Here is a 26,281-nt window from a genome sequence, read left to right as displayed (position 1 = left end):
GCAGTGCAAGTGGGCTCAGCTCCCCTGCTGCATTGCCCTGTAGAGTGTGCTGTAGTAGGCAGATATGCACTCCTCATTGCTGGAACCTATCGATGAACAAGACCTTGCTTGCCACCCTGCTGTTTGCCCCTCTGCTGGCCAGCGCCGCAACCCCCTCCTTTGACTGCACCAAAGCCTCCGGGTCGGTCGAAACCCTGATCTGCAAGGATGCCGGACTGGCCGCCCTTGATAACGAACTGGCGGCCCTCTACCCCAAGGCGATTGCGGCGCTCTCTCCCGAACAGCTCAAGACTGAGCGCGCCATGCAGCGCGGCTGGATCAAGGGTCGCAACGACTGCTGGAAGGGACAGGATCTGCGCCAGTGTGTGGAGGATAACTACCTGCTGCGGATCACCGAACTGCAGATCAGCGGCGGCCAGCTGATGGTGCCGGCTCCGGTCAACTACCAGTGTGGCAAGAACGTCACTCTCTCCACCTACTTCTATAACGATGCCAAGCTGCCCGCCGCGGTGATCAACCTGAGCGAGGGCGACAAGCAGCAACAAGTGCTCGCCTATGAAGCCCCCAGCGCCAGCGGCGCCCGCTATGAAGGGCAAAACCTCACCTTCTTCACCAAAGGGGACGACGCCACGCTGGAGCGTTACGGCCAGCCAACCCTCACCTGCATGGAAAATCCAACCAAGGGCTGAGGCTCATAGGGGCGGCTCGTCTTGCCGCCCCCCACCTTGACTAGATAGCGATATCCAGCGGTTTTCCTTCCCGCACAATCCGCAACTTGAGCGACCCCGGCTTGCTGGTGCTGAGCAGCTCACGCACCTTGTCGATCTCGAGGGGACGATAAGCCACCCCGTTGATCTGTTCCAGAATGTCGCCATTGGCCAGACCATAGGGGGCAAGATCCCGTTCGTCGCTGTAGTAGATCTGCAGATGCTCGCCATCAAAACGCACCCCGATATTGCGCAGGGTTGGCAGCACTTTGCGCGCCAGGCTGTCGGCGTCGTAGCAGAGCATCATCCGCCCAGGCATGATCGCAAAGCGATTGAAGCGGTTAACAAAATCCAGACCCAGACCATACTGCTCATTGCTGTTTTCCGACACGCGCAGCTCACCGAGCTGGCGCTCATCAAAGTGCAGGCCGGTGAGGATATGGTCACGCCCCTCCACCATACCGCTGGCATCCACCCCTTTGCGTGGCATCGCATCTTCGCCAGAGATCGCCTTCTGGCTCGCCATAAAGTCGATAAAGGCATGGTCGGCATAGCTCTGATCGGCCCCGGTATCCAGATACATGCGCACGCTGCTCTCGCCGTGGGTCAGATACACTGCCGGTGAGCGGTTGTAGCTATCTTCATAGCCGATGCAACGCTCGAACGTGGCTGCCGACGGTGCCGTCAGCAAAGCAGTTAGCTGATGCTTGTCGCGATCAAACACCCAGTTGAAACGGCGGATGGTGTCGATCCCAAGGATGCCATCGATACGGCTGCCGAGAGACTGGGAGAAAAGATCGAGATCAATAGTTGCCCACAGCTCGCTGTCATCAATGGTGACCGACTCCAGCGAGAAGGGCTGCGGCTCAACAAAGCCAAGCTGCTCGCTGCCCAGCTGGCTCGAAAAGCTGCTCACAGTGGCAAAATCAGCCTGATAGGCCCTGGGCAATTCGCTTAAGGTCAGCGCCTTGAAGCGGCTGGCCAGACGACGGTCGATAACGGTGATACTGGCCCCGGTATCGAGCAAAAACTGGTACTGCTCACCGGCTATGGTAACGGGGATCAGGGGGGCACTTTCGTAATGCACTGTCAGCACCGGGCCGGGTGCATTGCGCTTGGTGGATGAATCCGGGGCTGTGCAGCCTTGGACGACGAACAGGGCCAACATGGCCAGCGCCACTTTGAACTGAGACTTCATAACTCTCCTTCCCGATAGCAGATGCCCCCGCGACGCCACCGCATAATGCTATCTTGTTGATTTATAGATAAATAAGCTATTTCAGCGGGGGATGCGGACAATAACAAAGAGTTTTATGCTGGTTCAAGCCAGATATGACCATGAATATTCTATGGTGATAGATGAAAAATGGTTGTTCACGCTATGTCGGCGCGTCATCAATCGTGGGTGACATTTGATTAATTTATTGATCTTGAACAGAAATCCTCAATATTGAGCTTTCTCTCCACAGCGCCATGGTTAATATTGCCATTTGGCAACAATTGCCTCGTCGGAGTCTCCCATGAGCCATGCCAACCCCATCCCGTTGGTGAAACGCAGCAGACTGGAGGCTGAAATTCAGGGGCGGTAGCCATGCCAATTCCCCTGCCTGCCAAGCCGGTGCCTCACCCACAACATGCAAATCAAGGTGGTGTATGGAAACACAAACCCTGCATCGTGGTCGCTTGATCGACCATATCCAACTGGTGGTCAAAGATTTGGTCGCCAGCCAGCGCTTTTATACGGCCATTCTCACCACCCTCGATATTCCGCTGGGCGGCACAGGTGAGGGCTACTTCTGGGCAGACGAACTGTTTGTCACCTCTGTCGACAGCCCCGCCGCACTGGGGGTGTTGACCGGTCGCCATCATCTCGCCTTCCAGGCGCAAGACCGCGCCATGGTGGATCGCTTTTATCAGGCCGCATTGGCTAACGGCGGCAAAGATAACGGCGCCCCGGGCGAGCGTAATTATCACCCCGGCTATTACGCAGCTTTTGTCCTCGACCCGGACGGCAATAATATTGAAGCGGTTTATCACGGCGAGGCAAAACGTAGTGCGGGATCTGTAGTAATTACTTTTTGAGACAACAGGAAGCTTTATGGCAAGTGTTTACTCGGAATATCACCGTTTTCTTGCATATCTATCACAGCAAGATGTGCCGGATGATGTGCGTCGACTTGCACACCTAGTGCTCGCTCATCTTCAACCCCTTTCAGAGGTCGGCGCAACACGCCGTGGCCGATCAACCCGACTAGCACCATTGGCTATTGAACATCTGGCACAAATGCCAATCGAGTACACAGGTGATACACATCGAGCAGAAGCAGTGCCTACAGCTGGTCGCTTGCTTCGGCTCGAAGTCGGTCCATTTCGCGGATTCATGCGCCAAGAAATATTCGACCTTAGCCATGATATAACGCTGATCTATGGAGCTAATGGAACTGGTAAAAGCAGCTTCTGCGAGGCATTAGAAGTAGCGATGCTGGGCTCCATTAGCGAGGCACAGATCAAACGGGTAGAGCAGCGACTTTACTGTAACAATGCCCGTCTGCGTAGACATGTAGCACCAACCTTATTTGCTGAAGATCCTCATGGGACCCAGCTCCCCCTTCAACCCGACGAAGCGGAATACCGCTTCTGCTTTATCGAGAAAAACCGGCTAGATGACTTCGCTCGTATTGCCGCTAGGACTCCAAGCGATCAACGACAGCTAATCGCAACATTATTCGGTGTAGAGCAGTTCAGCGAATTCGTTCGTGGATTCAACCCTTCGTTAGACCAAAATCTTATACTGGCCGGCCCCCTAGCTTCTCAACTTGCTCAGCTTCGCCTGCAACTAACAAACGCTGAACAGATAATCTCAGCTCATTCACAAAAAGTAGCGGAAATCGAATTACAAGAAGCAGCCTTGGCGCAGCGCATTTGGCCAGATGCGACATATCAGTGGTTCGTTGATTGGTTGCTTGGGACCCCGCACCAACAGGGTCGCCTGCCATATTTGCAAGCCCAGCTAAATGCGATTCCGCCAACTATCCACAATGTTACCCAAGCACAACTACAGACTCGGCTGGAAGATGCATACCGTGTCAATGCATTATGGCAAGACACCTCACAGCAACTCGCAGCTCGAGCAGGGGAAGTGTCATACGCCAAGCTTTATGACGCGGTGTTAGCACTTTCCGATGGAGCGACTGTATGTCCTGCATGTGGCACCGGACTTGCTGCTGTAAGCCAGAATCCCTTCACAAAAGCTCGTGTGGGTTTGGAACAACTGGCACAACTTGCTGTTCTTCAGCAGCAGGGGGAATCTCTTCAGGCACAGTTGAATGAGGCTGTTCGAATATTGTGGGAAGAAATGCGTCGAGTAGTGGAAGTTGGTACACGAGCTTGTCCTGCTGAACTACAAGCCGCAGGGCTCCCTATCTTACCGACGACATATGCAGGAGATTGGCTAAGAACATGGGTCGATGGTGAACAGCATGCTTGGTCAGCTTTACTGCAAATCGCCAGCATTATTGAGGGTTTTGATGCACAGGCTAGAGCCATCCACGAACAACGCTCTGCGTTAATCCAAGAACGGGATAGCTTAGATCAATATCGGTTGGAAATTGAACGGTTGCGAGTTATGCGAGAAACAGTAGAACAAGATCTCGCATCAGCTCGCCAGACTGTAGCTCAATTCGTAGAGACAAACAGCGAACTGATTCAGGCAGTAGAAGATGAAGCGCCTTTGGTATCTCATCATCAACGGGTCAAGGCAGCCTATGATGGCTTTATTCCTAAGATCCAAGCCTATCTGGCCGCACTACCTGGTCTCCTCCTACAAGGATTAGGGGAACAGGCATGTAATCTCTACAACGCTTTCAATCGTGATGACCCACCCGGAGACCTACTCCACGCGCTGTGGCTGCCTGTGGCGGAGAACGGTGATATCGAAATAGAGTTTGCTGGTGAACCCGGCGTCCGTTACGACGCCCTGATAGTTCTTAGCGAAGGACACATCAAATGTCTTGGCCTAGCAATCTTGCTTGCGAAGAACATCTCTCAGGGCTGTTCTGTGGTTATTTTCGATGATGTTGTAAATGCAATTGATGATGAACACAGAAATGGTATCTGGCGTACTTTCTTCCAAGACGGGCTTTTGGATGATAAACAGGTCATTCTGACCTCTCACGCAGAAGAATTTCTACATCGTATTCAACAAGAGCTAGGGGCTGGCCGTGCAGCAGCCATTAAGCAATATAAGTTCCTGCCCCATCATGGTGAACATGATCTTCGGGTTGATAGCCATCCCCCCATGAAGAACTACGTTCTACTGGCCCAACAAGCATTAGAGAACGATGAGAAGCGCGAGGCATTGCGCCAAGCTAGACCCGCACTTGAGAGCCTTACTGATCGACTGTGGTCCTGGTTGGGGCGCCGCGGGGATGGTCGCATTGATATCAAACTCAGCGGGCCCCGTTCACCTTGGGAGCTGAACAACAAGTGCTCCAAATTACGCTCGGCAGTTGAGCGTATCGCAGCCCAACATGTAGGAGCGCCTGAGGCTGTTGCCGCACTGGTTCGCCTGCTCAACATCAATGGTACGAGTATTGAATGGGGCTATCTCAATGGTGGCGTACATGATTCCCAGCGTGACCATGAATTTGACCGATCGACAGTAAGAACAATTATCGAATCCATTGTCTCATTAGATACAGCACTCGACCGCATGCAAAACAGATGAAAATATCCATGTCATATTGTACAGGTCTAGTTATCACCTGACAGCAGCCTCCAGTCGGTGTCTGACTCCATTTGCAATCACAGCCAATCACTGTTTGGCGAATGCGCCAAGGAGATAAATGAAGCCTGACTTAACCGGCAGACGGATTGTGCTGCGCACCATTGGTCCGCAGGATGCCACCGATCTGTTCGAGATTTATGGCAATCCACTGACCATGGAGTTTGCCTCTGATCCCTGCTTTACCTCTCCCACCATGATGGCGCAGATGATGGCAAGCGTGGTGCGGCTGGAGCAAACGGGTGAGTCGCTGGAGTGGGCGATTGTCGAGCGAAAGAGCAACAAGGTGATCGGCACCTGCGGCCTGCACAGTTTTAGCGAGGCGGGCCGCTACTGCGAGGTAGGCTGCCTGCTCAATGCGGCCTATTGGCGAAGAGGGTTTATGTCGGAAGCGCTGGGATTGCTGTTCGCCCACGCCAGCACACTGGGAGTCACCAGCCTCACCGCAGATATCGATGCAGATAACGTCCGCTCTATCGCCCTGTTTGAAAAACTGGGCTTCAAGGCGCATGCAGGGCGCTATCAGCGCACGCTCCCCTTTGTCTGACCCGATTACCAGAGCCACAACGCCCTCGCCTCTCAGGTCATTGTGGCAAGGCTTAGGCATAAAAAAACCGGAACCCAAGGGTTCCGGTTTTTTTTCATTCCAGCCGAGGCTGGCAAACCAGCAAATTAAGCCTGGTTTTTAACTTCTTTCAGACCGCGGAAAGGAGCTTTGGCACCCAGAGCTTCTTCGATACGGATCAGCTGGTTGTACTTGGCAACACGGTCAGAACGGCTCATGGAACCGGTCTTGATCTGGCCAGCAGCGGTACCAACAGCCAGGTCGGCGATGGTCGCGTCTTCGGTCTCACCGGAGCGGTGGGAGATGACGGCAGTGTAGCCAGCGTCTTTGGCCATCTTGATGGCAGCCAGAGTTTCGGTCAGGGAACCGATCTGGTTGAACTTGATCAGGATGGAGTTGGCGATGCCGTTGTCGATACCGCGCTTCAGGATCTTGGTGTTGGTTACGAACAGGTCGTCACCCACGATCTGGATTTTCTTGCCCAGTTCAGCAGTCTGGTAGGCGAAACCTTCCCAGTCAGATTCGTCCAGGCCATCTTCGATGGAGACGATCGGGAACTTGGTGGTCAGGTCAGCCAGGAAGTCGGAGAAACCGTTGGAGGTGAAGACACGACCTTCGCCTTTCAGGTTGTACTCTTTCTTCTCTGCGTCGTAGAACTCGGAAGCAGCGCAGTCCATAGCCAGGGTGATGTCGGTGCCCAGTTTGTAACCGGCAGCGGCAACGGCTTCAGCGATAACTTCCAGCGCTTCGGCGTTGGATTTCAGGTTCGGAGCGAAACCACCTTCGTCACCAACTGCAGTGTTGTAGCCCTTGGACTTCAGCACTTTGGCCAGGTTGTGGAACACTTCTGCGCCCATGCGAACGGCTTCTTTCAGGGTCTTGGCGCCAACCGGCTGGATCATGAACTCCTGGATGTCGACGTTGTTGTCGGCGTGCTCACCACCGTTGATGATGTTCATCATCGGCAGCGGCATGGAGTAAACACCCGGGGTGCCGTTCAGCTCGGCGATGTGGGCGTACAGCGGCATGCCTTTGGCAGCAGCGGCAGCTTTGGCGTTAGCCAGGGAAACAGCCAGGATGGCGTTGGCGCCGAACTTGGATTTGTTCTCGGTACCGTCGAGGTCGATCATGATCTGGTCAACGGTGGCCTGGTCCTTGGCATCTTTACCCAGCAGAGCTTGAGCGATCGGGCCGTTTACGGCTTCGATGGCTTTCAGCACGCCTTTACCCAGGAAACGGCTCTTGTCGCCGTCACGCAGTTCCAGCGCTTCGCGGGAACCGGTGGACGCGCCAGACGGAGCGGCTGCCATACCAACAAAACCACCTTCCAGGTGAACTTCGGCCTCAACGGTCGGGTTACCACGGGAGTCGATGATTTCACGACCGATCACTTTAACGATCTTGGACATGTGTATTTCCTCAGGTTTCGTAAAAAAACAACAAAAATATGCCAAAAAAAGCGGCTGTGGCACAGTGCCCCAACCGCATTTATTTTCAATTACTTCAAATTACGCTTCTGATACTCGCCTGCCGCCTTCACAAAACCGGCGAACAGAGCGTGGCCATCACGAGGAGTAGAGGTGAACTCCGGGTGGAACTGCGCAGCCACGAACCAGGGGTGATCCGGGATCTCGATGATTTCCACCAACTTCTTGTCGGCGGAGAGACCGGTCACTTTCAGACCTGCCGCTTCAATCTGCGGCAGCAGCTTGTTGTTGACTTCATAACGGTGGCGGTGACGCTCGTAAATGGTCGGGCTGCCGTACATCTGACGCACCTTGGAATCTTCGACCAGGTGGCAGAGCTGGGAACCCAGACGCATGGTACCGCCCAGATCGGACTTCTCGGTACGGGTCTCGACGTTGCCCTCTTCATCCACCCACTCGGTGATGAGGCCGACGACCGGGTATGCGCAATCTTTCTTGAATTCGGAGGAGTGAGCCCCTTCCATGCCCGCCACGTTGCGAGCGAATTCGATCATGGCAACCTGCATGCCGAGGCAGATACCCAGGTAGGGGATCTTGTTCTCGCGGGCATACTGGGCAGCCAGAATTTTGCCTTCCACACCGCGCTCACCAAAGCCACCCGGCACCAGGATCGCGTCCAGACCTTCCAGCAGCTCGGCGCCACGGGTCTCGATGTCCTGAGAGTCGATGTACTTGATGTTGACGGAGTGACGGGTCTTGAGACCACCGTGCTTGAGCGCCTCGTTGACGGACTTGTAGGCGTCCGGCAGGGAAACGTACTTGCCGACCATACCGATGGTTACTTCACCAGTCGGGTTGGCCTCTTCGTAGATAACCTGTTCCCACTCGGACAAGTCAGCCTCTTTGCACTCCAGACCGAAACGCTCGGTGAAGTAGGAGTCCAGGTTCTGGGATTTCAGCAGTGCCGGGATCTTGTAGATGGAGTCGACGTCTTTCATGGAGATGACGGCGCGCTCGGGCACGTTGCAGAACAGGGCGATCTTGGCGCGCTCGTTGGCCGGAATGGCACGGTCGGAGCGGCAGATCAGCACATCCGGCTGGATACCGATGGAGAGCAGCTCTTTGACGGAGTGCTGGGTCGGCTTGGTCTTCACTTCACCGGCAGCAGCCAGGTAAGGAACCAGGGTCAGGTGCATGAACATGGCATTGTTGCGGCCCACTTCGGCAGCCAGCTGACGAATGGCTTCGAGGAACGGCAGGGACTCGATGTCACCTACGGTACCGCCCACTTCGACGATGGCAACCTGATGGCCTTCGGCACCGGCAATCACCCGCTCTTTGATGGCGTTGGTGATGTGCGGGATAACCTGAATGGTGGCGCCCAGATAGTCACCACGACGCTCTTTACGCAGTACGTCGGCGTAGATACGGCCGGTGGTAAAGTTGTTGCGACGGGTCATCTTGGTGCGGATGAAACGCTCGTAGTGGCCCAAATCCAGATCGGTTTCGGCCCCGTCCTCGGTTACGAACACTTCACCATGCTGGGTCGGGCTCATGGTGCCCGGATCCACGTTGATGTACGGGTCCAGTTTCATGATGGTCACATCCAGACCACGGGCTTCCAGAATGGCTGCCAGAGAAGCTGCGGCAATGCCTTTGCCGAGGGATGAAACAACGCCACCAGTAACAAAAATATATTTGGTCGTCATGCTGAACCTGAAAGAAGTTTAGGGAATTTTAAGGGGTGCTTCGGGGATGAAGCAGGACGGGGAAACAGTATACCAAAAACCCCTCTCCCAAACAATGAGCAAAAATCTATCAGGCTCACCGCCCCCCCATCTTGCGCCAAATCAACTTTGCTCGGTTTCCTTCGCCTTATCCCAAGCGGCATCGAGCTTTTCGAGGGTGCAATCGGTCATTTTCAAGCCTTCTGCGGCGATTATCTGCTCAACCTGACGAAAACGACGTTCGAACTTGGCGTTGGCGCCTCGCAGCACCTGCTCCGGATCCTTGCCCAGATGCCGCACCAGATTGACGGTGGCAAACAACAGATCACCGAGCTCGTCGCTCACCCGCGCCTCGTCCACATCGGCCATCAATGCCTCTTCCATCACCTCGTCGATCTCTTCGTGGATCTTGTCCACCACAGGCCCCAGCGTCTTCCAGTCAAAGCCGACGGTGGCGCAGCGTTTCTGAATTTTGGCGGCGCGAGTCAGGGCAGGCAGCGCCTGCGGGATATCGTCCAGCACGCTCTCTTGATCGAGCGCGGCCCGCTCTTTGGCTTTTTCCGCCTCCCAGTTCGCTTTTACCGCCTGCTCGTTGGAGAGATCTGCATCGGAAAAAACGTGGGGGTGACGACGAATGAGCTTTTCACTCACCGTATCGACGATATCGGCGAAGTCGAACAAGCCCCGCTCTTTACCCAGCTGGGCGTAAAACACCACCTGAAACAGCAGGTCGCCCAACTCCCCTTTCAGCCCCTGCCAATCCTCGGTTTCGATGGCATCGGCCACTTCGTAGGCCTCTTCCAGGGTGTGCGGCACTATGCTCTGGAAGTCCTGTTTCAGATCCCAGGGGCAGCCGTTTTGCGGGTCACGCAGACGAGCCATGATATCGAGCAGTTGGGGCAGATCGTAACGTTGGGACATGGGATATTCGCTTTCAATTCGTTCAAAAAGGGTCATAAATACAGACCGGCCACTGGGGCCGGTCGGTTCGATATCAAAGCCGCTTGGCGCTGATCACATCGTTGAGCTGACTGAGCTTGGCCAACGCCCGGTTGAAGGCGTTGATGTTGTAAATCTCCAGCTCCATGTCGATCTCCGCGGTCTGCTCGCGCACATTGGAGCGCGAGCGCACCCCCATCACATTGATCTTCTCGTTGGCCAGCACGGTAGTGATATCGCGCAGCAGGCCGGAGCGATCGTTGGAGATGATCCGGATGGTGAGGCCGTAGCCGCCGGAGTAGTTCTCCCCCCACACCGCATCGATCAGCCGCTCGGGGTTGCGACGTGACAACTCTTTCAACTGCTCGCAATCTTCCCGGTGAATGGATACGCCGCGCCCCATGGTGATAAAGCCCTGAATGGAGTCCCCTGGAATGGGCTGGCAGCAGCGGGCAATATGGGTCATCAGGTTGCCGACCCCTTCCACCACTATGTGATCCTTGGGCTTGTGGCGCATCGGCGCATTGGCCTTCTGCTCCAGCTTCTCCAGCAGGCGGCGATCTTCCTCTTCCGCCGTCGGCTTGTTGTAACAGGTGTCGAGATAGTTGAGCACCTGGTTGATGCGGATGTCGCCGCTGCCGATACCAGCCAGCAGATCGTCGGTGCTCTCCAGATTGAAGCGGCGCAGCATGTTGCCCTTGTCGATCTTGGACATGCTGAGGTTGTGGCGATCCAGCTCCTTCTCGAACAGCTCGCGACCGGCCACGATATTCTTGTCCCGATCCAGTTTTCTGAACCAGGTCGCCACCTTGGCCCGCGCCCGGCTGGAGCGCAGGAAGCCGGCGTTGGGGTTCATCCAGTCGCGGCTCGGGTTCGGCTCTTTCTGGGTGATCACCTCCACCTGATCGCCGGTCTGCAGCGCGTAGGTGAACGGAACGATGCGGCCATCAATTTTGGCGCCGATGCAACGGTGGCCGATCATGCTGTGGACGTGATAGGCAAAATCAAGCGGGGTAGCGCCAGCCGGCAGGTCGATCACATCCCCTTTCGGGGTGAAGACGTAGACCCGGTCCTCGAACACCTGACTGCGCAGATCTTCGAGCAGAGAGCCGCTCTCGGAGAGATCTTCCTGCCAGGCGAGCAGCTTGCGCAGCCACTCGATCTTGTCTTCGAAGGTGTTGGCCTTGCCGCCAGCCTGTGCCCCTTCCTTGTAGCGCCAGTGCGCCGCGACGCCGAGCTCGGCATCCTGGTGCATCTGGTCGGTACGGATCTGGATCTCGACCGTCTTGCCCTCCGGCCCCACCACTACGGTGTGGATCGACTGATAGCCGTTGGGTTTGGGGTTGGCGACATAGTCGTCAAACTCGCGGGGAATGTGATGGAAGTGGGTATGAACGATGCCGAGCGCCGCATAACAATCCTGCAGCCGCTTGGTCACTACCCGCACCGCGCGCACGTCGAACAACTCGTTGAATTCGAGGTGCTTCTTCTGCATCTTGCGCCAGATGCTGTAGATGTGTTTCGGCCGACCGTACACCTCGGCGTCAACTCCCGCCTCTTTCAGGCCATTACGCAGGGATTGCACAAACTCGCGGATGTAGCGCTCGCGGTCGAGCCGCTTCTCGTCGAGCTGCTTGGCGATCTGCTTGTAGGTATCCGGGTGCAGGTAACGGAAGGCGAGATCTTCCAGCTCCCACTTGAGCTGGCCGATGCCCAGACGGTTGGCGAGCGGTGCATAGATGTTGGTGATCTCCTGGGCCATCAGCACCCGGGTCTCTTCATCTGCCGTCTTCGCTTCCCGCAGGCAGGCGATCCGCTCCGCCAGCTTGATCACCACGGCACGCACATCCTCGACCATGGCGAGCAACATGCGACGCACGTTGTCGACCTGCTCCGGCGAGGTTTCGCTGCGATGGAGGGTCTGCAGGGAGCGGATGGCCTCCATCTCCAGCACCCCTTCCACCAGCTTGGCGATCTTGGAGCCGAAATCCTCGTCCATCCGCTCCTGGCTGATGAGACCGGCTTCGACGAAGGGGTAGATAATGGCCGCTTTGAGGGTACCAATATCCATGCTGAGCATCTGCAGGATGCCCACCATTTCGATGCCGCGTACCAGCAGCTTGCTGGTCAGCGCCTCGTCACCGAGCGTCAGACAATACTGGTAGACGGTTCGCAGCTGATCCTTTTCACTGTCACTCAAGGAGAGCGAGCTGACCCACTCTTCCAGGGTGAAGTTGTCTTTCAAATGAATATCGCGAACCGCAACCATGGTATCAATCCTTTAAATTATCGGGCCGAAAGCTGTCACTTTCTCCCTTCATGAGATTGCCTCAAATGGGGATATCCAGCGCACTTTTCAAGGCATATTGTCCAGAAAGACAATAGAGCGCGCCAACAGGCCCTGCCGAACGACGAGGGTCTAGATTACCCCAATCACATCAGCTCAAACAGACGCAGACATGCCAGATTACATATCCGCATCGCCGAACTGATGAGTCATTTACTCCCGTTCAAACAGCGCCATGGACTCCAGATGACCGGTGTGAGGGAACATGTCCAGCATGCCGAGGCGCACCAGACGGTAACCCCCTTTCACCAGTACCTGACTGTCCCGCGCCAGGGTGACCGGGTTACAGGAGACGTAGACCACCCGCTTGGGTGAAAGTTTCACGACGTGTCCCATCACTTCCAGCGCGCCGGGGCGAGCCGGATCCAGCAGCACCAGATCAAACCCTTCCCGCGCCCAGGACATGCCGACAATGTCATCGCTCAGGTCTGCCTTGTAGAAACGGGCATTGGTGATGCCGTTGCGACGGGCGTTCTCTTCGGCCCGCTGCACCATGGCCAGTTCACCTTCGACACCCACCACTTCGCGAGCCTGACGGGCCAGCGGCAGGGTGAAGTTGCCGATGCCGCAGAAGAGATCGAGCACCTTGTCATCCTTGCTCGCCCCGAGCCATGTCAGCGCCTGCTCCACCATGCTCTGGTTGATGGGGCCGTTGACCTGAATGAAATCACCGGGTGCAAATGCAAGAGACAGGCCATCCAGCGAGTAGGATGTGGAAAATTGTTGCTGCAGCGCTTCGATGCGATCATCCGCCGCCTGCAGATAGAGGTCGATCCCCTGCGTTTTTGCAAACTCCACCAGCAGGGCGCGATCCGCCTCATTGGGACGGCCGGTGTGACGCAGCAGCATCATGATCCCCTGCTCGGCCTGGATTAGCTCCGCATGGCCCAGCTCGCGCTGGCTCTTGAGGCGATTGAGGCATTCACGCAGCGGGCCAATCAACGCAGAGAGCGGCTCAGCCAGCACAGGGCAACCGTCGATCTCCACCAGATCGTTGCTGTTGCGGCGGCGGAAACCGACCCGGGTGCAGCGACCGTTCTTGTCAAATTTGATGGCCAGACGACAGACCCGGCGGTAGGCACGATCTTCACCGGTCAGTACCGGCTCCAGCGCCGGCGCCTTGATGTTGCCCAACCGCTCGAACAGGCTGACCAGTCCGGCCGCCTTGGCGGCTTGCTGATCGGCAACCGACATGTGCTGGGCACTGCAACCGCCGCACTCGCGATAATGGCTGCAAAAGGGAGCGATACGATTGGCCGCCGGGGTCACCACCTGTTGCAAGGCGGCGTGACCATACTGTTTTTTCTCTTCGGTGATGCGTGCCTTGACGGTCTCGCCGGGCAGTGCCCCTTCGACGAAGATCGCCTTGCCCTGATGGCGACCGATACCGACGCAGTGGTGATCGAGGGTGTCTATCGTAAATTCAATGCGTTGGAGCTGAGTGGACTTCTTTTGGGGCTTGAAAAACTGGGCCATAAAACTTGGTGCCTATAGGTGGCTATGTCATGATTGTGGAATCTGCTGCCGGGTATTGTCCCACAAGAATAATAGTATGACCAAATACGGCCACAGAGCCCGTGTATTGCCATCAACCCTATCGCCAACCCTGTTCACTGGTGGCCTGTTCGTATGACCAAATATGGCCTGAGAGCACGCGTTCTCGCCTTCACCATCCTGCCGACCCTGATCATCGGTGGCCTGATGGCCGGTTACTTCACTTTCCACCGCTACCAGCAGCTGGAAAACAACCTCATTGATCAGGGGATCAACATCATCGAACCGCTGGCAATCGCCAGTGAATACGGGATGACCCAGCACAGTCGCGAATCCCTCAAGCGGCTGATTGGCCTGACCCATCGCAAGAACTCCCCCTTCATCAAGTCCATCGCGGTTTTCACCCAGGACAACCAGCTGTTCGTCACCTCGAACTACCACCGGGATTTCACCCGGCTCAGGCTGCCCGATGGTGAGCCTATTCCCGATTTGACCAGCGTGACATTTCAGGGAGACGACATCATTTTGCGCACCCCGATCCAGGCTGAAACCAGTCTGGATGGCTTCCCGCTGCCAAGCGATGTGGAGCCGCCGATGATCGGCTACATCTCGATGCAGATGGCGACCGACAGGGCCATGTTGCTGCAATACCGCGACACCTTCTTTGCGGTAATCATGGTGCTCATCGGAGTCGCCTTCAGTACCCTGTTTGGCTTCCGTCTGGTCAAGAGCGTGACCCAACCCATCACCAACATGGTGCAGGCGGTGCACAAGATCAGGGAGGGGCGGCTCGATACCCGGGTCAGCGGCCAGCTCACCGGCGAGCTGGATATGCTGAAAAACGGCATCAACGCCATGGCCAAGGCGCTCTCCGAATATCACGAAGAGATGCAGCAGAATATCGATCAGGCCACCTCTGACCTGCGCGAAACCCTGGAGCAGATCGAGATCCAGAACGTCGAGCTCGACATGGCCAAGAAGCGGGCGCAGGAGGCGGCGCGGGTCAAGTCGGAGTTTCTGGCCAACATGTCCCACGAATTGCGTACCCCGCTCAACGGGGTCATCGGTTTTACCCGCCAGCTGCTGAAAACCAGCCTGACCCCGAGCCAGACCGACTACATGCAGACCATCGAGAAGTCGGCGCGCAACCTGCTTGGCATCATCAACGACATCCTCGACTTCTCGAAGCTGGAAGCGGGCAAGCTGCAGCTGGAGCATATCCCGTTCAGCCTGCGCGACACCCTCAACGAGACCATGCACCTGCTCGGCCCCAGCGCCCACGACAAGCAGCTGGAGCTCTCCTTGCGGGTGGATGCCGATGTGCCGGACTACCTCACCGGCGACCCCATGCGTCTGCAACAGGTGCTGACCAATCTCACCGGCAACGCCATCAAGTTCACCGAGCAGGGCAACGTGGATGTCCATATCGAGCAGACCGGCAGTGGCAACCACAAGGTGAGGCTCAACGTCCAGATCCGCGATACCGGCATCGGCATCTCCCAAGAGCAGCAACATCAGCTGTTCCAGGCCTTCAATCAGGCCGACTCCTCCATCTCCCGCCGTTATGGCGGCACGGGCCTGGGCCTCGTCATCACCCAGAAGCTGGTGCAGCAGATGGGCGGCCAGATCCGTTTTGAATCGGAGCTCGGCAAGGGCTCCATCTTCTCCTTCAGTCTGGATGTGGAGGTATCCCCCCTGCCCCAGACCGATCAACTGCCGCTGGATCGGATCCGTGGCAAACGGCTCTGGCTGCTGGAACCGGATCCCTTCGCGCAAGCCTCCCTGCTCGCCCTGCTGGCGGAATGGCACCTCGACGTGCACCCACTGACCAGCGATGATCCCTGGCCCGAGATGAGCGAGCAGGAGATGGTGATCATCGGCAGCAGCACCCTGCATACGCCGCAGCAAGTGCTCGGCCGTCTCGACAGACTGAACGGCCAGCAGCAGAACACCATAGTGCTGCTCAGCAGCCACGAGCCGGCGCTCTATGAAGCTATGCTGGCCCATGGCGCCCAGCACTGTCTCTCCAAACCGGTCAACCACCGCAAGCTGCTGCACGCCCTGCTCTCGCCGGAATCGAGCCGCCAGAAGCTGCCCGCCCAGCCTGCGCCGCGCCAGTTGCAGCCAATCAAGGTGCTGGCGGTGGATGACAACGCAGCCAACCTCAAGCTGATCGCCGCCATGCTCAAGGAGATGGTGAGTCAGGTAGTTGTGTGCAAAAACGGCAAGGAGGCGGTCAAACAGGCCCAGAGCCAACCGTTCGACATCATCTTCATGGATATCCAGATGCCGATCATGGATGGCATCAGCGCCACCCAGGCGATCCGCAACCAGTCCCTCAACACCACCACCCCGATCGTGGCGGTGACCGCTCACGCCATCCCCGGCGAACGGGAGCGGCTGATCCGCCAGGGGATGGACGACTATCTGGCCAAGCCCATCGACGAGAGCATGCTGGCCCAGCTCATCACCGACTTTGCCCATCGCCGCCACCAGAATAATGGTGCCCAACAGATCGACTGGGCACTGGCGGTGCGACAGGCGGCGGGGAAAGAGCATCTCGCCAAAGAGATGCTGACCATGCTGCTGGCCAGTTTCGACGAGGTGGAACCTGTGCTGGATAGCGCACTGGCGGGCGAAATTGAAGATAGCGAGGTGCTGGCCCAGCTCCATCGCCTCAACGGTGGCTGTGCCTATTCCGGGGTGCCGGGACTTCAACGGCTGCTCTCCCAGCTGGAGCAACAGCTGCGTGACGGCGTGCCGGTGAGCGAACTGGAACCCGAGCTGCTGGAGCTGCAAGATGCGCTGGAACTGGTGCGCCAGGAGGCGCCCCGCTATCTCGGCAAGGCTTGATGAGCTTGACCTGAACTGTATCGGCCCCCGCTTTTTCTGACGCGAGGGCTGCCAGATGGTAAAGTTGCGCCGTTTACACAGGAGTCAGCATGACCAACAACGATATTCTGCGCCGTCTGCGCTACGCCCTCACCATCAGCAACGACCAGATGGTCGAGATGTTTGCCAAGGGCAACCTGACGGTCACTCACGCCCAGCTGCACAGCTGGTTGATGAAAGAGGCAGCGGAAGGTGAAGAGCAAGAGGCAGGCTATGTCGCCTGTCCCGACTCGGCCCTGAGCCAGTTCCTCGACGGTTTCATCATCGCCCGCCGCGGCGTGCGGGAAGATGCACCGCCCCAGGTGATCCCGAACCGTATCAACAACAATATGATCCTGCGCAAGCTGCGCATCGGTCTCAACTTCAAGGAAGAGGACATGCTCGGCACCCTCAAACTCGCCGACTTCAACCTCTCCAAGTCCGAGCTCAGTGCCCTGTTCCGCTCCAAGGATCACAAGCACTATCAGGATTGCGGGGATCAGATCCTGCGCAACTTCCTGATTGGTCTCACGGCCAAATACCGCGGCTGACCAGCCGCGCGACTGACCAGACAGAGCCTTCGACATGTGCCAGCGACTCACTCCTCCCACGCTCAGCAACCTGGCTGCAGCAGGGGGATGGCGCTGGCGCTGTCTTCTTCCCCTCTTCTTGTTGCCACTGGTTCTGCTGCTGGGTGGTTGTACTCCGTCCGAATATCAGCTCTCAACCCGTTATCAGAGCGCCAACCAGAACGAGCGGATCGCCTTTCTGATCCTCCACTACACCGATGAAGATGATGCCAACTCCCTGCGCCTGCTGACCGAGCCGGAGCACAAGGTGAGCGCCCACTACCTGATCCCCCGCGACAGCCGCGAGACACCGCTCACCGTCTATCAACTGGTGCCGGACAGCGCGCGCGCCTGGCATGCGGGACGCAGCCGCTGGCACCAATATGCCGGGCTCAATGCCAGCTCCCTTGGCATCGAGATCGTCAACCTCGGCTATCCAGCAGAAGATGAGCCGCTGGCCCCCGATGCGCGCCGCTGGCAACCCTATACCCCGCAGCAGATTGCTGCCGTCGGCGCACTCAGCCGCAAGCTGGTCGACCGTTACCGGATCCCGCCGACCCAGGTGCTGGCTCACAGCGACGTCGCCCCCGAGCGTAAGCAAGATCCCGGCCCCCACTTCCCCTGGCGTCAGCTCTATCTGGAGTATGGCGTCGGCGCCTGGCCTGATGAAAACCGGGTGGCAGAGCTGCTTGCCAACCCTCTGCTGGAATGGAGTGCCACCATGTGGCAACAGCAGCTGGCCCGCTATGGCTACGGCCTGTCCCAAACCGGCCAGTGGGATGAGCAGAGCCGCGCCGTCATGGGCGCCTTTCAACTCCACTTTCGCGCCAGCAAGGTCGATAGCAAACCAGACCGCGAGTGTCAGGCCATCCTGATGGCGCTGCTGGAAAAATACTTCCCCTAATACTCATCCATTGTCCCCACTGCAGCGTACTGTTTGATAGCCGTTAGCTATCAAACAGTTAGGCACAAGCAATTGTCCCTGCATTTTGCAAGGCGTTATTCTGACTGCGTTCCGAAAGAGAATTTAAAACCGATTTCCAAATCTGGAGGTGAATGATGAAAAGCCCGATTGGTCTTGATACTGCTCAATCACAAGCCCTGGCAGCCGAGTTGAACAAATTGCTGGCCAGCTACCAGATCCTCTACATGAACGTGCGCGGCTTCCACTGGAATATCCGTGGCAACCAGTTCTTCGAGCTGCACCTGAAATTTGAAGAGATTTACAACGACCTGCTGCTGAAAGTCGATGCACTGGCCGAGCGGATCCTGACCCTGGATGGCGTGCCAATGCACAGCTTCAGTGACTACCTGAAAGTCTCTGCCATCCCGGAGCAAAAAGGGCTGCACGATGGCCGCGCCTGTGTCGAATCCCTGCTGGATAGCTTCCGCGAACTGCTGGTCGCCCAGCGTCGTATTCTGGGTCAGGCCGCCGAAGCCGGTGATGAGGGCACGGCCTCCATCCTCTCCGACTATGTGCAGCAGCAGGAAAAACTGGTCTGGATGCTGCGCGCTTATCTGGCCTGATAGTGAACCAAGCCAGCTACAGCGTACGTATGCGGGCTTGAGTAAGTACCGGGCCGGAAGCACCTGACCAGACCACGGCCCAATCCGTCTGATTGTTATGTTCTGTTGCAAACCTGAGTTGTCTCTCCTTTTATCCACCCGCTTGCCGCCCTGTTTGGGCGGCTTTTTTTGTTTTTGATCTGCATCAAGGGAATCTTAATTGGCAAATTGAATGCCTATTAAGTTTTTCGCGAGAGGAATAGAATCGCCACAAAACAGACAACTGAAATGTCAAATTAGGAGAGGCATGATGTTTTGTGTGCAATGTGAACAGACAATTCGTACCCCGGCTGGCAACGGCTGTGCCTACGCACAAGGTATGTGCGGCAAGACGGCTGAAACCTCGGATCTGCAGGATGTGCTGATCTACACCCTGCAGGGGCTCAGCGCCTGGGCGCTGGCCGCCCGTGAGCAGGGCATCATCGACCGCGAGATCGATGCCTTCGTGCCCAAGGCCTTCTTCGCCACCCTCACCAACGTCAACTTCGACTCCGCCCGCATCGTGGCCTACGTCAATCAGGCCCTCGCCTATCGCCAGCAGCTGGCCGATCGTCTGACCGCCATGGCGGTGCAGGTCAACGACTTGCCACACTCCGCTTACTTCGAACCCGGTGCCGAGCTGCTGGAGCAACTTGCCCATGCCGCATCAGCCGCCCCCAATCGGGGCAAGAGCGAGGTGAACGAAGACATCATGGGGCTGCGCCTGCTCTGCCTCTACGGCCTCAAGGGAGCGGCCGCCTATATGGAGCACGCCCGGGTGCTGGATCAGCAGAGTGACGAGGTGGCCGCCGAATTCCACCGCATCATGAGCTGGCTAAGCACAGACCCGAGCGAAATGGGTCGGCTGTTCAGCTGTGCCATGGAGATCGGTCAGCTCAACTTCAAAATCATGGAGATGCTGGATCTCGGTGAAACCAGCGCCTTCGGCCATCCGGAGCCGACCCAGGTACGCGTAACCCCCATCCCCGGCAAGTGCATTCTGGTCTCCGGCCACGACATGATGGATCTCAAGCTCATTCTGGAGCAGACCCAGGGGACCGGCATTCATGTCTACACCCACGGCGAGATGCTGCCCGCGCTGGCCTACCCCTTCTTCAAGCAGTACCCTCATCTGGTGGGCAACTACGGCTCCGCCTGGCAGAACCAGCAGAAGGAGTTTGCCAACTTCCCGGGCGCCGTGGTGATGACCTCCAACTGCATCATCGACCCGAATGTGGGCAACTACTCGGACCGCATCTTCACCCGCTCCATCGTCGGCTGGCCGGGCGTCACCCATCTTGAGGGGGATGATTTCTCCGCCGTGATCGCCAAGGCCCAAGCGCTTGAAGGCTTCAAACACACCGAACTCGAACACTTCATCACCATCGGCTTTGCCCGCAACGCTCTGATGCAGGCAGCACCCGCGGTGATCGAGAAGGTCAAGGCCGGGGAGATCAGCCACTTCTTCCTGGTGGGTGGCTGTGACGGCGACAAGGCCGAGCGCGCCTACTTCACCGAGTTTGCCAAGGCGGCACCGCGAGACAGCCTGCTGCTCACCCTGGGCTGCGGCAAATACAAGTTCAACAAGCTCGACTTTGGCGACATCGGCGGCATTCCGCGTCTGCTGGACGTGGGTCAGTGCAACGATGCCTACTCCGCCATCCAGCTGGCGCTGGCGCTCTCCGAAGCGTTCGAGTGCGGTGTCAACGATCTGCCGCTGACGCTGGTGCTCTCCTGGTTCGAGCAAAAAGCCATCGTTATTCTGCTCACCCTGCTCTCCCTCGGGGTGAAGGACATTCGTACCGGCCCGACCGCCCCCGCCTTCCTCACCCCGGCTCTGCTCAAGGTGCTGGAAGAGCAGTTCGGTCTGAAAGGGACCACCACGGCCGAGGCTGACCTGGCCGAGATCCTGGCGGCCTGATCGGCACCTCATGTTGTAAGCGTTTGGCGAGCCGTCCGGCTCGCCTTTTTTCTGGATCCGGCTTTTTCATCAGACGTTTTTCGAACCGTTTCAAACCTAAGGAGCCTTGTGATGACCTATCTCACGCTCACCTGCATTGGCCGCCAACAGAACACCCACGACGTCGTGAGCTGGCAGCTGGCGCCGCTTTCCGGCAGCCTCCCTCCCGTGCTGGCTGGCCAGTGCATCACCCTGCATACCGAGATCGACGGCCAGCCGGAGTGCCGCGCCTATACCCTATCCTCCAGCCCGCAGGATTCATGCTGGCAGGTCACCATCAAGGATGTGGGACGGGTCTCCCGCCATCTGCACCAGACCTTGCAGGTGGGAGACGAGATCCGGGTGGATGGTCCGTTCGGCGATTTCAACCTGACCAACCTCCCTTGCAAACGGCCACTACTGCTCAGTGCCGGTTCCGGCATTACCCCCATGTGGTCCATGTTACGGGACGAGCTGGCCAAACGGCCGGATGCCGATATCCGCTTTATTCACAGCGCCCGCTCGCCAGCAGATGTGATCTTCGCAGATGACTTGGCTGCACTGGCTGAGGCCCATGCCGGTGTACGCCATGCCCTGATTCTGGAAGAGGCGCCAACGGCTCATCCCTGGGTGGGCCGACTCACCCCCGCCATGCTGGCCGAACTGACCCCGGATCTGCGCGAACGCCATGTCTATCTCTGCGGCCCGGCCCCCTATATGGCGGAGGTCAAAACCATGCTGACGGAGCTGGGACTGCCGCCGGAGCAGCTGCATCAGGAGTCTTTTGGCCTTCCTCCAGCAGAGCCTGCCACCACCACCAGCGACCACTTCTGGCTGACCCTGAAAAAGAGCGGCAAAAAGGTGAAGATCCTGCCGGGTCAGACCCTGCTGGCGGCGCTGGAAGCGGCGGGCGAAACCATGATGGCGGCTTGTCGCGCCGGGGTATGTGGCAGCTGTCGTTGCACCACCACAGGTGACATCGAGCGCCAGAGCGTGATGACCCTAAGTGCTCAGGATTTGGAGAGCGGCGTTGCTCTGGCCTGCTCCTGCACCGCGAAAGGGGATATCAGTCTCGATTATTGAGGCGTGGTGAAGGCGTCATCGGTATCCCAACCTTTTCCCAAGTAGACAGGGGCGCTAGACTCTGCCCAGTTTCACCAGAACACGGGATAAAAAATGACAATACTGGTCACAGGGGGCGCTGGCTATATCGGCTCCCACACCCTGGTTGAACTCTTAAACGTCGGGCAGCAGGTCGTGGTACTCGACAACCTCTCCAACTCCTCACCGGAGTCACTCAAGCGGGTCGAGCAGATCACCGGCAAGCCGGTCACCTTCGTCGAAGGGGATGTGCTGGACAGAGCCTGCCTGCAGCAGCTGTTCGCCAACCACCAGATCGAATCGGTCATTCACTTCGCCGGCCTCAAGGCGGTCGGGGAGTCGAGCAAGATCCCGCTCACCTACTACCAGAACAACATCAGCGGTACCCTAGTGCTGTGCGAAGAGATGGCCAAGGCTGGCGTGTTCCGGCTGGTATTCAGCTCCTCGGCCACCGTCTATGGCGATCCCGCCTCGGTGCCGCTGCGGGAAGATTTCCCCACCAGCGCCACCAACCCCTATGGTCGCTCCAAGCTGATGGTGGAGGAGATCCTCCGTGATCTCGCCAAATCCGATCCCCGCTGGGCCATCGTACTGCTGCGTTACTTCAACCCGGTCGGCGCCCACGAGAGCGGCTTGATTGGTGAAGATCCCAACGGCATCCCCAACAACCTGTTGCCCTATATCAGCCAGGTGGGTGTCGGCAAGCTCAAGGAGCTGGGGGTATTTGGCAACGACTACCCGACCCCGGATGGCACCGGCGTGCGCGACTACATCCATGTGGTGGATCTCGCCATCGGTCACCTGAAAGCACTGGCGCGCATCAAGAGCGACACCGGCGTCTTCACCTACAACCTGGGCACAGGTCAGGGCTACTCGGTACTGGAGATGGTCAAGGCGTTTGAAGCGGCCAGCGGCCGACCCATTCCCTACCAGATCAAACCCCGTCGCCCGGGCGACATCGCCGAGTGCTGGGCAGAGCCGACGCTGGCCCGTGCCGAGCTGGGCTGGCAAGCAGAGCGCGGTCTGGAGCAGATGATGGTCGATACCTGGCGCTGGCAAAGCAACAACCCGAACGGCTATCAAGGCTGATCTCTCGCGGGTTGATAACAGAACGCCCCGACATTTTCATGTCGGGGCGTTTTATTTTGCGACGTTCCATCAGTGGGTCTGACTGCGCAGCAGCGGCACACAGGCCAATCGGGGGGCAATGCGCTCTATCAGCCGATCCGCCAGCGGGGTCAGCAGCAACCAGGGCAGACAGAGGGTCGCTAGTCCCAGTGCGCCGACGTAGACATCGGTAAACCAGTGGGCGCCAGCCAGAATGCGCGGCGCGGAAAAGATTGGCACCATCAGCAATGCGGTGACTCCCGCCCAGCGCGGCAAATAGCGCAAGGCATAGCCGGCGAAGATCATCAGGAACAGGGCGTGATCCCCGGGGAAGCTATCACCGGAAGAGTCCTTGGTCGGAATACCGCTGATCTGGGTCACCCGCAGCGCATCAGCTACCATCAGGGTCGGGCTGGGTCGCTCCACCGGCAATCGGTGACCAAGCTGGTTGATCACCAGAGCACTCAGCAGCATCACTATGCCCATTGCCACCAGTTGGCGACGACCCGCCAAATTCCGAGCGAAGAAGCAACGAGCCAAGATCAGCCCCATACAGGCCAAAACCGCCAGATCGAACAGCCGGTTATTGGTGATGGCCACCAGATCGGCCCACAGAGCCGACTGGCCGAGCCAGCCGTTGACGGTATGAAAAATCGCGAGGTCCCACTGATCCCAGGGACCATGAGCGGGCAACGCAGCCCAACTGATGGCCACCAGACCACCGACCAGATAGCAAAGCAGGAACTTGCCCATGGGGACTCTCCTTTGGAAAAGGGCGATATCGTAAAACTGTAGAGTGCGTCACAAAACCGAAGAATTGTAAGAAAGTGCGACACAATATCAAGTCTCAAATAAAGCCTTCCAGCCCATTCCAATCTCGCATATCCCAACAGCGCCAAGATTTCTGCCTCCAGTGCTGCATCTGTGGGCCTCTCACCATGAGTGCGGCTTGTGCCACCACCGCAACACCCCCTAGAATGCGCACTTCCCTTTACTGCGAAAGGAAGCGGTATGCATATTCACATTCTCGGGATCTGCGGCACCTTTATGGGTGGTCTGGCGGTGTTGGCAAAACAGCTTGGTTACCGGGTGACCGGTTCGGATGCCAATGTCTATCCCCCCATGAGTACCCAGCTCGAGCAACAGGGCATCGAACTGACCGAGGGCTATGACCCTTCCCAACTCGATCCGGCGCCGGATCTGGTGGTGATTGGCAACGCCATGAGCCGCGGTAACCCCTGTGTTGAATATGTGCTGGACCGCAATCTGCCCTACATCTCCGGCCCCCAGTGGCTGCTGGAGCACGTGCTGCAAGATCGCTGGGTGCTGGCCGTTGCCGGCACCCACGGCAAGACCACCACCGCCAGCATGCTGGCCTGGGTGCTGGAGTACGCCAAGCTGGAGCCCGGTTTCCTTATTGGCGGCGTGCCGGGCAACTTCCCGGTCTCGGCCCGCCTCGGCTCTGCCCCCTTCTTCGTGATCGAAGCGGACGAATATGACTGCGCCTTCTTCGACAAACGCTCCAAGTTCGTCCACTACCACCCGCGCACCCTGGTGATGAACAACCTGGAGTTCGATCACGCGGACATCTTCCCGGATCTCGCCGCTATCCAACGTCAGTTCCACCACCTGATGCGCACCGTGCCAAGCAACGGCCGGGTGCTGTTCCCGCAGGCGGATGACAACCTCACCGCCGTGCGCAAGATGGGCTGCTGGAGTGAAGTAGAGCTGGTGGGTCAGGACGACGCCAAGTGGAAAGCGGTCAAGCTGGCCGATGACGGCTCCGCCTTCGAGGTGTGGCTGGATGGCGAGAAACAGGGCGAAGTGCACTGGGAGTGCATCGGCGAACACAACGTCAACAATGGTCTGATGGCCATCGCTGCCGCCCGCCACGCCGGTGTCATGGTGGAGCATGGCATCGCAGCCCTCTGCCAATTCAAATCCCCCAAGCGGCGGATGGAGCTCAAGGGTGAGGTAGCGGGCATCAGCGTCTATGACGACTTCGCCCACCACCCCACCGCCATCGAGACCACCCTCGGCGGCCTGCGCGCCAAGGTAGGAGAAGCCCGTATTCTGGCGGTGCTGGAGCCACGCTCCAACACCATGAAGCTGGGGGTTCACAAGGAGGAGCTGGCTGGCTGCTTCACTGGCGCCGATGAAGTGTTCTTCTTCCAGCCACCCAACATCGGCTGGGATCTCGGCGAGGTGACGGCCCATATGACCCGACCCGCCAAGGTATTCAACGATCTGGAGACCCTGATCAACCGGCTGGTGGCCGAGAGCCGTGATGGCGACCATATTCTGATCATGAGCAACGGCGGCTTCGGTGGCATTCATGACAAGCTGATCGCCCGCCTCAAGGATTACCACGGCGAACTATGAACAAAACGATCACCCTGGCGCTGACCGGTGCCTCCGGCGCCCCCTACGCCCTGCGCCTGCTCCAGTGTCTGGTGCAGGCGGACTATCGGGTCTATCTGCTCGCCTCATCGGCAGCTCGTGTGGTACTCAAGACCGAGCAGCAGCAGGATTGGCCCGGCTCGCCGAAAGAGCTCTCTGCCTATCTTTGTCGCCAATATGGCGCCAAGGAGGGGCAGATTGTCGCCTGCGGCAAGGAGGAGTGGTTCTCGCCGGTCGCCTCCGGCTCGGCCGCGCCCAAGCAGATGGTGGTCTGCCCCTGCTCCATGGGCACCGTCTCGGCCATTGCCAACGGCACCTCCGACAACCTGCTGGAGCGGGCAGCGGATGTGGTGATCAAGGAGCGCGGCCAGCTGATCCTGGTGCCCCGCGAAACCCCCTTCTCGGCGATCCATCTGGAGAACATGCTGAAACTGGCACGGCTCGGGGTGACCATCATGCCCGCTGCGCCCGGTTTCTATCATGAGCCGAAAAGCATCGAGGATCTGGTGGACTTTATGGTCGCCCGCATCCTCGATCATCTCGGTGTCGAGCATGAGTTGACCCACCGCTGGGGCTATGGCCACCATTGAGGTGACCGCCACATTCGGCTGTCTAGTCCTGAAATAGGTTTACACATTTTCAACTAGCATTTCTCTACTCAGAACCCCCTATGCACCGCATCGGGGGTTCTGTATTTCAACGCATGATGCGGCCGCTCCACGTTGTAAATATCCACCGCTTCACGCACCATTTCCCGCGC

General features: G+C 58.0%; 21 protein-coding genes. 13 read left to right on the top strand and 8 right to left on the bottom strand.

The features are described 5' to 3' along the window. The first annotated feature begins 92 nt into the window (after window positions 1-92). Window positions 93-689, top strand: coding sequence for an MliC family protein (locus AB5Y86_RS15910; RefSeq protein ID WP_088868527.1), 597 nt, complete (start codon window positions 93-95; stop codon window positions 687-689). A 40-nt stretch (window positions 690-729) separates the two neighbouring features. Here the strand turns inward: AB5Y86_RS15910 and AB5Y86_RS15905 are convergent, their stop codons facing one another. Next, the gene (locus AB5Y86_RS15905; RefSeq protein ID WP_368193383.1) at window positions 730-1,905 is read right to left on the bottom strand and encodes an aspartyl protease family protein; all 1,176 of its coding nucleotides are present in this window, start codon (window positions 1,903-1,905) and stop codon (window positions 730-732) included. 455 nt (window positions 1,906-2,360) lie between these two features. Here AB5Y86_RS15905 and AB5Y86_RS15900 point away from each other — a divergent pair, with 455 nt between their 5' ends. The 3 genes from AB5Y86_RS15900 to AB5Y86_RS15890 all read left to right on the top strand — a co-directional run bounded on the left by AB5Y86_RS15900 (window position 2,361) and on the right by AB5Y86_RS15890 (window position 6,037). After that, entirely contained in the window at window positions 2,361-2,789 is a 429-nt protein-coding gene (locus AB5Y86_RS15900; protein ID WP_331377803.1) for a VOC family protein, read from the top strand. Between the two features lie 16 nt (window positions 2,790-2,805). Then, entirely contained in the window at window positions 2,806-5,433 is a 2,628-nt protein-coding gene (locus tag AB5Y86_RS15895) for an AAA family ATPase (protein ID WP_368193381.1), read from the top strand. A gap of 118 nt (window positions 5,434-5,551) precedes the next feature. Further along, entirely contained in the window at window positions 5,552-6,037 is a 486-nt protein-coding gene (locus AB5Y86_RS15890; protein WP_368193380.1) for a GNAT family N-acetyltransferase, read from the top strand. A gap of 125 nt (window positions 6,038-6,162) precedes the next feature. Here AB5Y86_RS15890 and eno read toward each other — a convergent pair whose 3' ends face one another. The 5 genes from eno to rlmD all read right to left on the bottom strand — a co-directional run bounded on the left by eno (window position 6,163) and on the right by rlmD (window position 13,971). Further along, on the bottom strand, window positions 6,163-7,464 hold the full coding sequence (gene eno, locus AB5Y86_RS15885) for a phosphopyruvate hydratase (protein ID WP_005335583.1): 1,302 nt from the start codon (window positions 7,462-7,464) through the stop codon (window positions 6,163-6,165). Between the two features lie 89 nt (window positions 7,465-7,553). Beyond that, complete coding sequence (gene pyrG / locus AB5Y86_RS15880; protein WP_005335584.1) at window positions 7,554-9,191, bottom strand: glutamine hydrolyzing CTP synthase; 1,638 nt, start codon at window positions 9,189-9,191, stop codon at window positions 7,554-7,556. Between the two features lie 141 nt (window positions 9,192-9,332). Then, window positions 9,333-10,130 (bottom strand): nucleoside triphosphate pyrophosphohydrolase, encoded by a 798-nt coding sequence (mazG, locus tag AB5Y86_RS15875; RefSeq protein WP_368193378.1) that lies wholly within the window; start codon window positions 10,128-10,130, stop codon window positions 9,333-9,335. 73 nt (window positions 10,131-10,203) lie between these two features. Continuing rightward, window positions 10,204-12,417 carry a GTP diphosphokinase gene (gene relA / locus AB5Y86_RS15870; RefSeq protein WP_368193376.1) on the bottom strand — a complete coding sequence of 738 codons (2,214 nt, stop codon included), beginning with the start codon at window positions 12,415-12,417 and terminating at the stop codon, window positions 10,204-10,206. A 231-nt stretch (window positions 12,418-12,648) separates the two neighbouring features. After that, window positions 12,649-13,971, bottom strand: a complete 1,323-nt coding sequence (gene rlmD / locus AB5Y86_RS15865; protein WP_368193375.1) for a 23S rRNA (uracil(1939)-C(5))-methyltransferase RlmD — start codon at window positions 13,969-13,971, stop codon at window positions 12,649-12,651. A gap of 153 nt (window positions 13,972-14,124) precedes the next feature. On the opposite strand from rlmD, the gene barA reads away from it, so the two are divergent. The 7 genes from barA to galE all read left to right on the top strand — a co-directional run bounded on the left by barA (window position 14,125) and on the right by galE (window position 23,103). Then, complete coding sequence (barA, locus tag AB5Y86_RS15860; RefSeq protein ID WP_201954273.1) at window positions 14,125-16,842, top strand: two-component sensor histidine kinase BarA; 2,718 nt, start codon at window positions 14,125-14,127, stop codon at window positions 16,840-16,842. A gap of 89 nt (window positions 16,843-16,931) precedes the next feature. Next, a complete protein-coding gene (locus AB5Y86_RS15855) occupies window positions 16,932-17,411 on the top strand; it encodes a DUF1456 family protein (RefSeq protein WP_005343323.1) in 480 nt (159 codons plus the stop codon). Window positions 17,412-17,445: 34 nt separating this feature from the next. Continuing rightward, window positions 17,446-18,333 carry an N-acetylmuramoyl-L-alanine amidase gene (locus AB5Y86_RS15850; RefSeq protein WP_368193372.1) on the top strand — a complete coding sequence of 296 codons (888 nt, stop codon included), beginning with the start codon at window positions 17,446-17,448 and terminating at the stop codon, window positions 18,331-18,333. Window positions 18,334-18,488: 155 nt separating this feature from the next. Further along, on the top strand, window positions 18,489-18,956 hold the full coding sequence (locus AB5Y86_RS15845) for a Dps family protein (RefSeq protein ID WP_005362843.1): 468 nt from the start codon (window positions 18,489-18,491) through the stop codon (window positions 18,954-18,956). A 289-nt stretch (window positions 18,957-19,245) separates the two neighbouring features. Further along, window positions 19,246-20,895, top strand: coding sequence for a hydroxylamine reductase (hcp, locus tag AB5Y86_RS15840; RefSeq protein WP_368193411.1), 1,650 nt, complete (start codon window positions 19,246-19,248; stop codon window positions 20,893-20,895). Between the two features lie 111 nt (window positions 20,896-21,006). Beyond that, window positions 21,007-21,996, top strand: coding sequence for an FAD-binding oxidoreductase (locus AB5Y86_RS15835; RefSeq protein ID WP_368193370.1), 990 nt, complete (start codon window positions 21,007-21,009; stop codon window positions 21,994-21,996). Window positions 21,997-22,089: 93 nt separating this feature from the next. Next, on the top strand, window positions 22,090-23,103 hold the full coding sequence (galE, locus tag AB5Y86_RS15830) for a UDP-glucose 4-epimerase GalE (protein WP_368193369.1): 1,014 nt from the start codon (window positions 22,090-22,092) through the stop codon (window positions 23,101-23,103). A gap of 69 nt (window positions 23,104-23,172) precedes the next feature. On the opposite strand, the gene AB5Y86_RS15825 is transcribed toward galE, so the two are convergent. Next, entirely contained in the window at window positions 23,173-23,874 is a 702-nt protein-coding gene (locus tag AB5Y86_RS15825; RefSeq protein WP_368193367.1) for a phosphatase PAP2 family protein, read from the bottom strand. Between the two features lie 258 nt (window positions 23,875-24,132). On the opposite strand from AB5Y86_RS15825, the gene mpl reads away from it, so the two are divergent. Together mpl and AB5Y86_RS15815 are read left to right on the top strand one after the other, a co-directional pair. Next, a complete protein-coding gene (gene mpl / locus AB5Y86_RS15820) occupies window positions 24,133-25,503 on the top strand; it encodes a UDP-N-acetylmuramate:L-alanyl-gamma-D-glutamyl-meso-diaminopimelate ligase (protein ID WP_236297419.1) in 1,371 nt (456 codons plus the stop codon). After that, window positions 25,500-26,111 carry a flavin prenyltransferase UbiX gene (locus tag AB5Y86_RS15815; protein WP_101325777.1) on the top strand — a complete coding sequence of 204 codons (612 nt, stop codon included), beginning with the start codon at window positions 25,500-25,502 and terminating at the stop codon, window positions 26,109-26,111. The genes mpl and AB5Y86_RS15815 overlap by 4 nt, the downstream gene beginning before the upstream one ends. A 68-nt stretch (window positions 26,112-26,179) precedes the next feature. Here AB5Y86_RS15815 and AB5Y86_RS15810 read toward each other — a convergent pair. Continuing rightward, window positions 26,180-26,281: integrase core domain-containing protein (locus AB5Y86_RS15810; RefSeq protein ID WP_368193409.1), on the bottom strand; the 102-nt coding region annotated here is incomplete at its 5' end.

The sequence above is a fragment of the Aeromonas sp. s8 genome (assembly GCF_040907785.1).
Taxonomy (GTDB): domain Bacteria; phylum Pseudomonadota; class Gammaproteobacteria; order Enterobacterales; family Aeromonadaceae; genus Aeromonas; species Aeromonas veronii.
The sequence above is the reverse complement of the archived record's forward strand: the minus strand, read 5'-3'. Positions and strand labels throughout refer to the sequence as shown.

Bases quoted from the DNA above. Each gene is read 5' to 3' on its own strand.
- AB5Y86_RS15845 (WP_005362843.1), top strand. From the start codon at position 18,489: ATGAAAAGCCCGATTGGTCTTGATACTGCTCAATCACAAGCCCTGGCA.
- AB5Y86_RS15815 (WP_101325777.1), top strand. From the start codon at position 25,500: ATGAACAAAACGATCACCCTGGCGCTGACCGGTGCCTCCGGCGCCCCC.
- AB5Y86_RS15910 (WP_088868527.1), top strand. From the start codon at position 93: ATGAACAAGACCTTGCTTGCCACCCTGCTGTTTGCCCCTCTGCTGGCC.
- AB5Y86_RS15905 (WP_368193383.1), bottom strand. From the start codon at position 1,905: ATGAAGTCTCAGTTCAAAGTGGCGCTGGCCATGTTGGCCCTGTTCGTC.
- AB5Y86_RS15825 (WP_368193367.1), bottom strand. From the start codon at position 23,874: ATGGGCAAGTTCCTGCTTTGCTATCTGGTCGGTGGTCTGGTGGCCATC.
- relA (WP_368193376.1), bottom strand. From the start codon at position 12,417: ATGGTTGCGGTTCGCGATATTCATTTGAAAGACAACTTCACCCTGGAA.
- mazG (WP_368193378.1), bottom strand. From the start codon at position 10,130: ATGTCCCAACGTTACGATCTGCCCCAACTGCTCGATATCATGGCTCGT.
- AB5Y86_RS15900 (WP_331377803.1), top strand. From the start codon at position 2,361: ATGGAAACACAAACCCTGCATCGTGGTCGCTTGATCGACCATATCCAA.
- galE (WP_368193369.1), top strand. From the start codon at position 22,090: ATGACAATACTGGTCACAGGGGGCGCTGGCTATATCGGCTCCCACACC.
- pyrG (WP_005335584.1), bottom strand. From the start codon at position 9,191: ATGACGACCAAATATATTTTTGTTACTGGTGGCGTTGTTTCATCCCTC.
- eno (WP_005335583.1), bottom strand. From the start codon at position 7,464: ATGTCCAAGATCGTTAAAGTGATCGGTCGTGAAATCATCGACTCCCGT.
- AB5Y86_RS15855 (WP_005343323.1), top strand. From the start codon at position 16,932: ATGACCAACAACGATATTCTGCGCCGTCTGCGCTACGCCCTCACCATC.
- hcp (WP_368193411.1), top strand. From the start codon at position 19,246: ATGTTTTGTGTGCAATGTGAACAGACAATTCGTACCCCGGCTGGCAAC.
- mpl (WP_236297419.1), top strand. From the start codon at position 24,133: ATGCATATTCACATTCTCGGGATCTGCGGCACCTTTATGGGTGGTCTG.
- AB5Y86_RS15895 (WP_368193381.1), top strand. From the start codon at position 2,806: ATGGCAAGTGTTTACTCGGAATATCACCGTTTTCTTGCATATCTATCA.
- AB5Y86_RS15835 (WP_368193370.1), top strand. From the start codon at position 21,007: ATGACCTATCTCACGCTCACCTGCATTGGCCGCCAACAGAACACCCAC.
- AB5Y86_RS15890 (WP_368193380.1), top strand. From the start codon at position 5,552: ATGAAGCCTGACTTAACCGGCAGACGGATTGTGCTGCGCACCATTGGT.
- AB5Y86_RS15850 (WP_368193372.1), top strand. From the start codon at position 17,446: ATGTGCCAGCGACTCACTCCTCCCACGCTCAGCAACCTGGCTGCAGCA.
- rlmD (WP_368193375.1), bottom strand. From the start codon at position 13,971: ATGGCCCAGTTTTTCAAGCCCCAAAAGAAGTCCACTCAGCTCCAACGC.
- barA (WP_201954273.1), top strand. From the start codon at position 14,125: ATGACCAAATATGGCCTGAGAGCACGCGTTCTCGCCTTCACCATCCTG.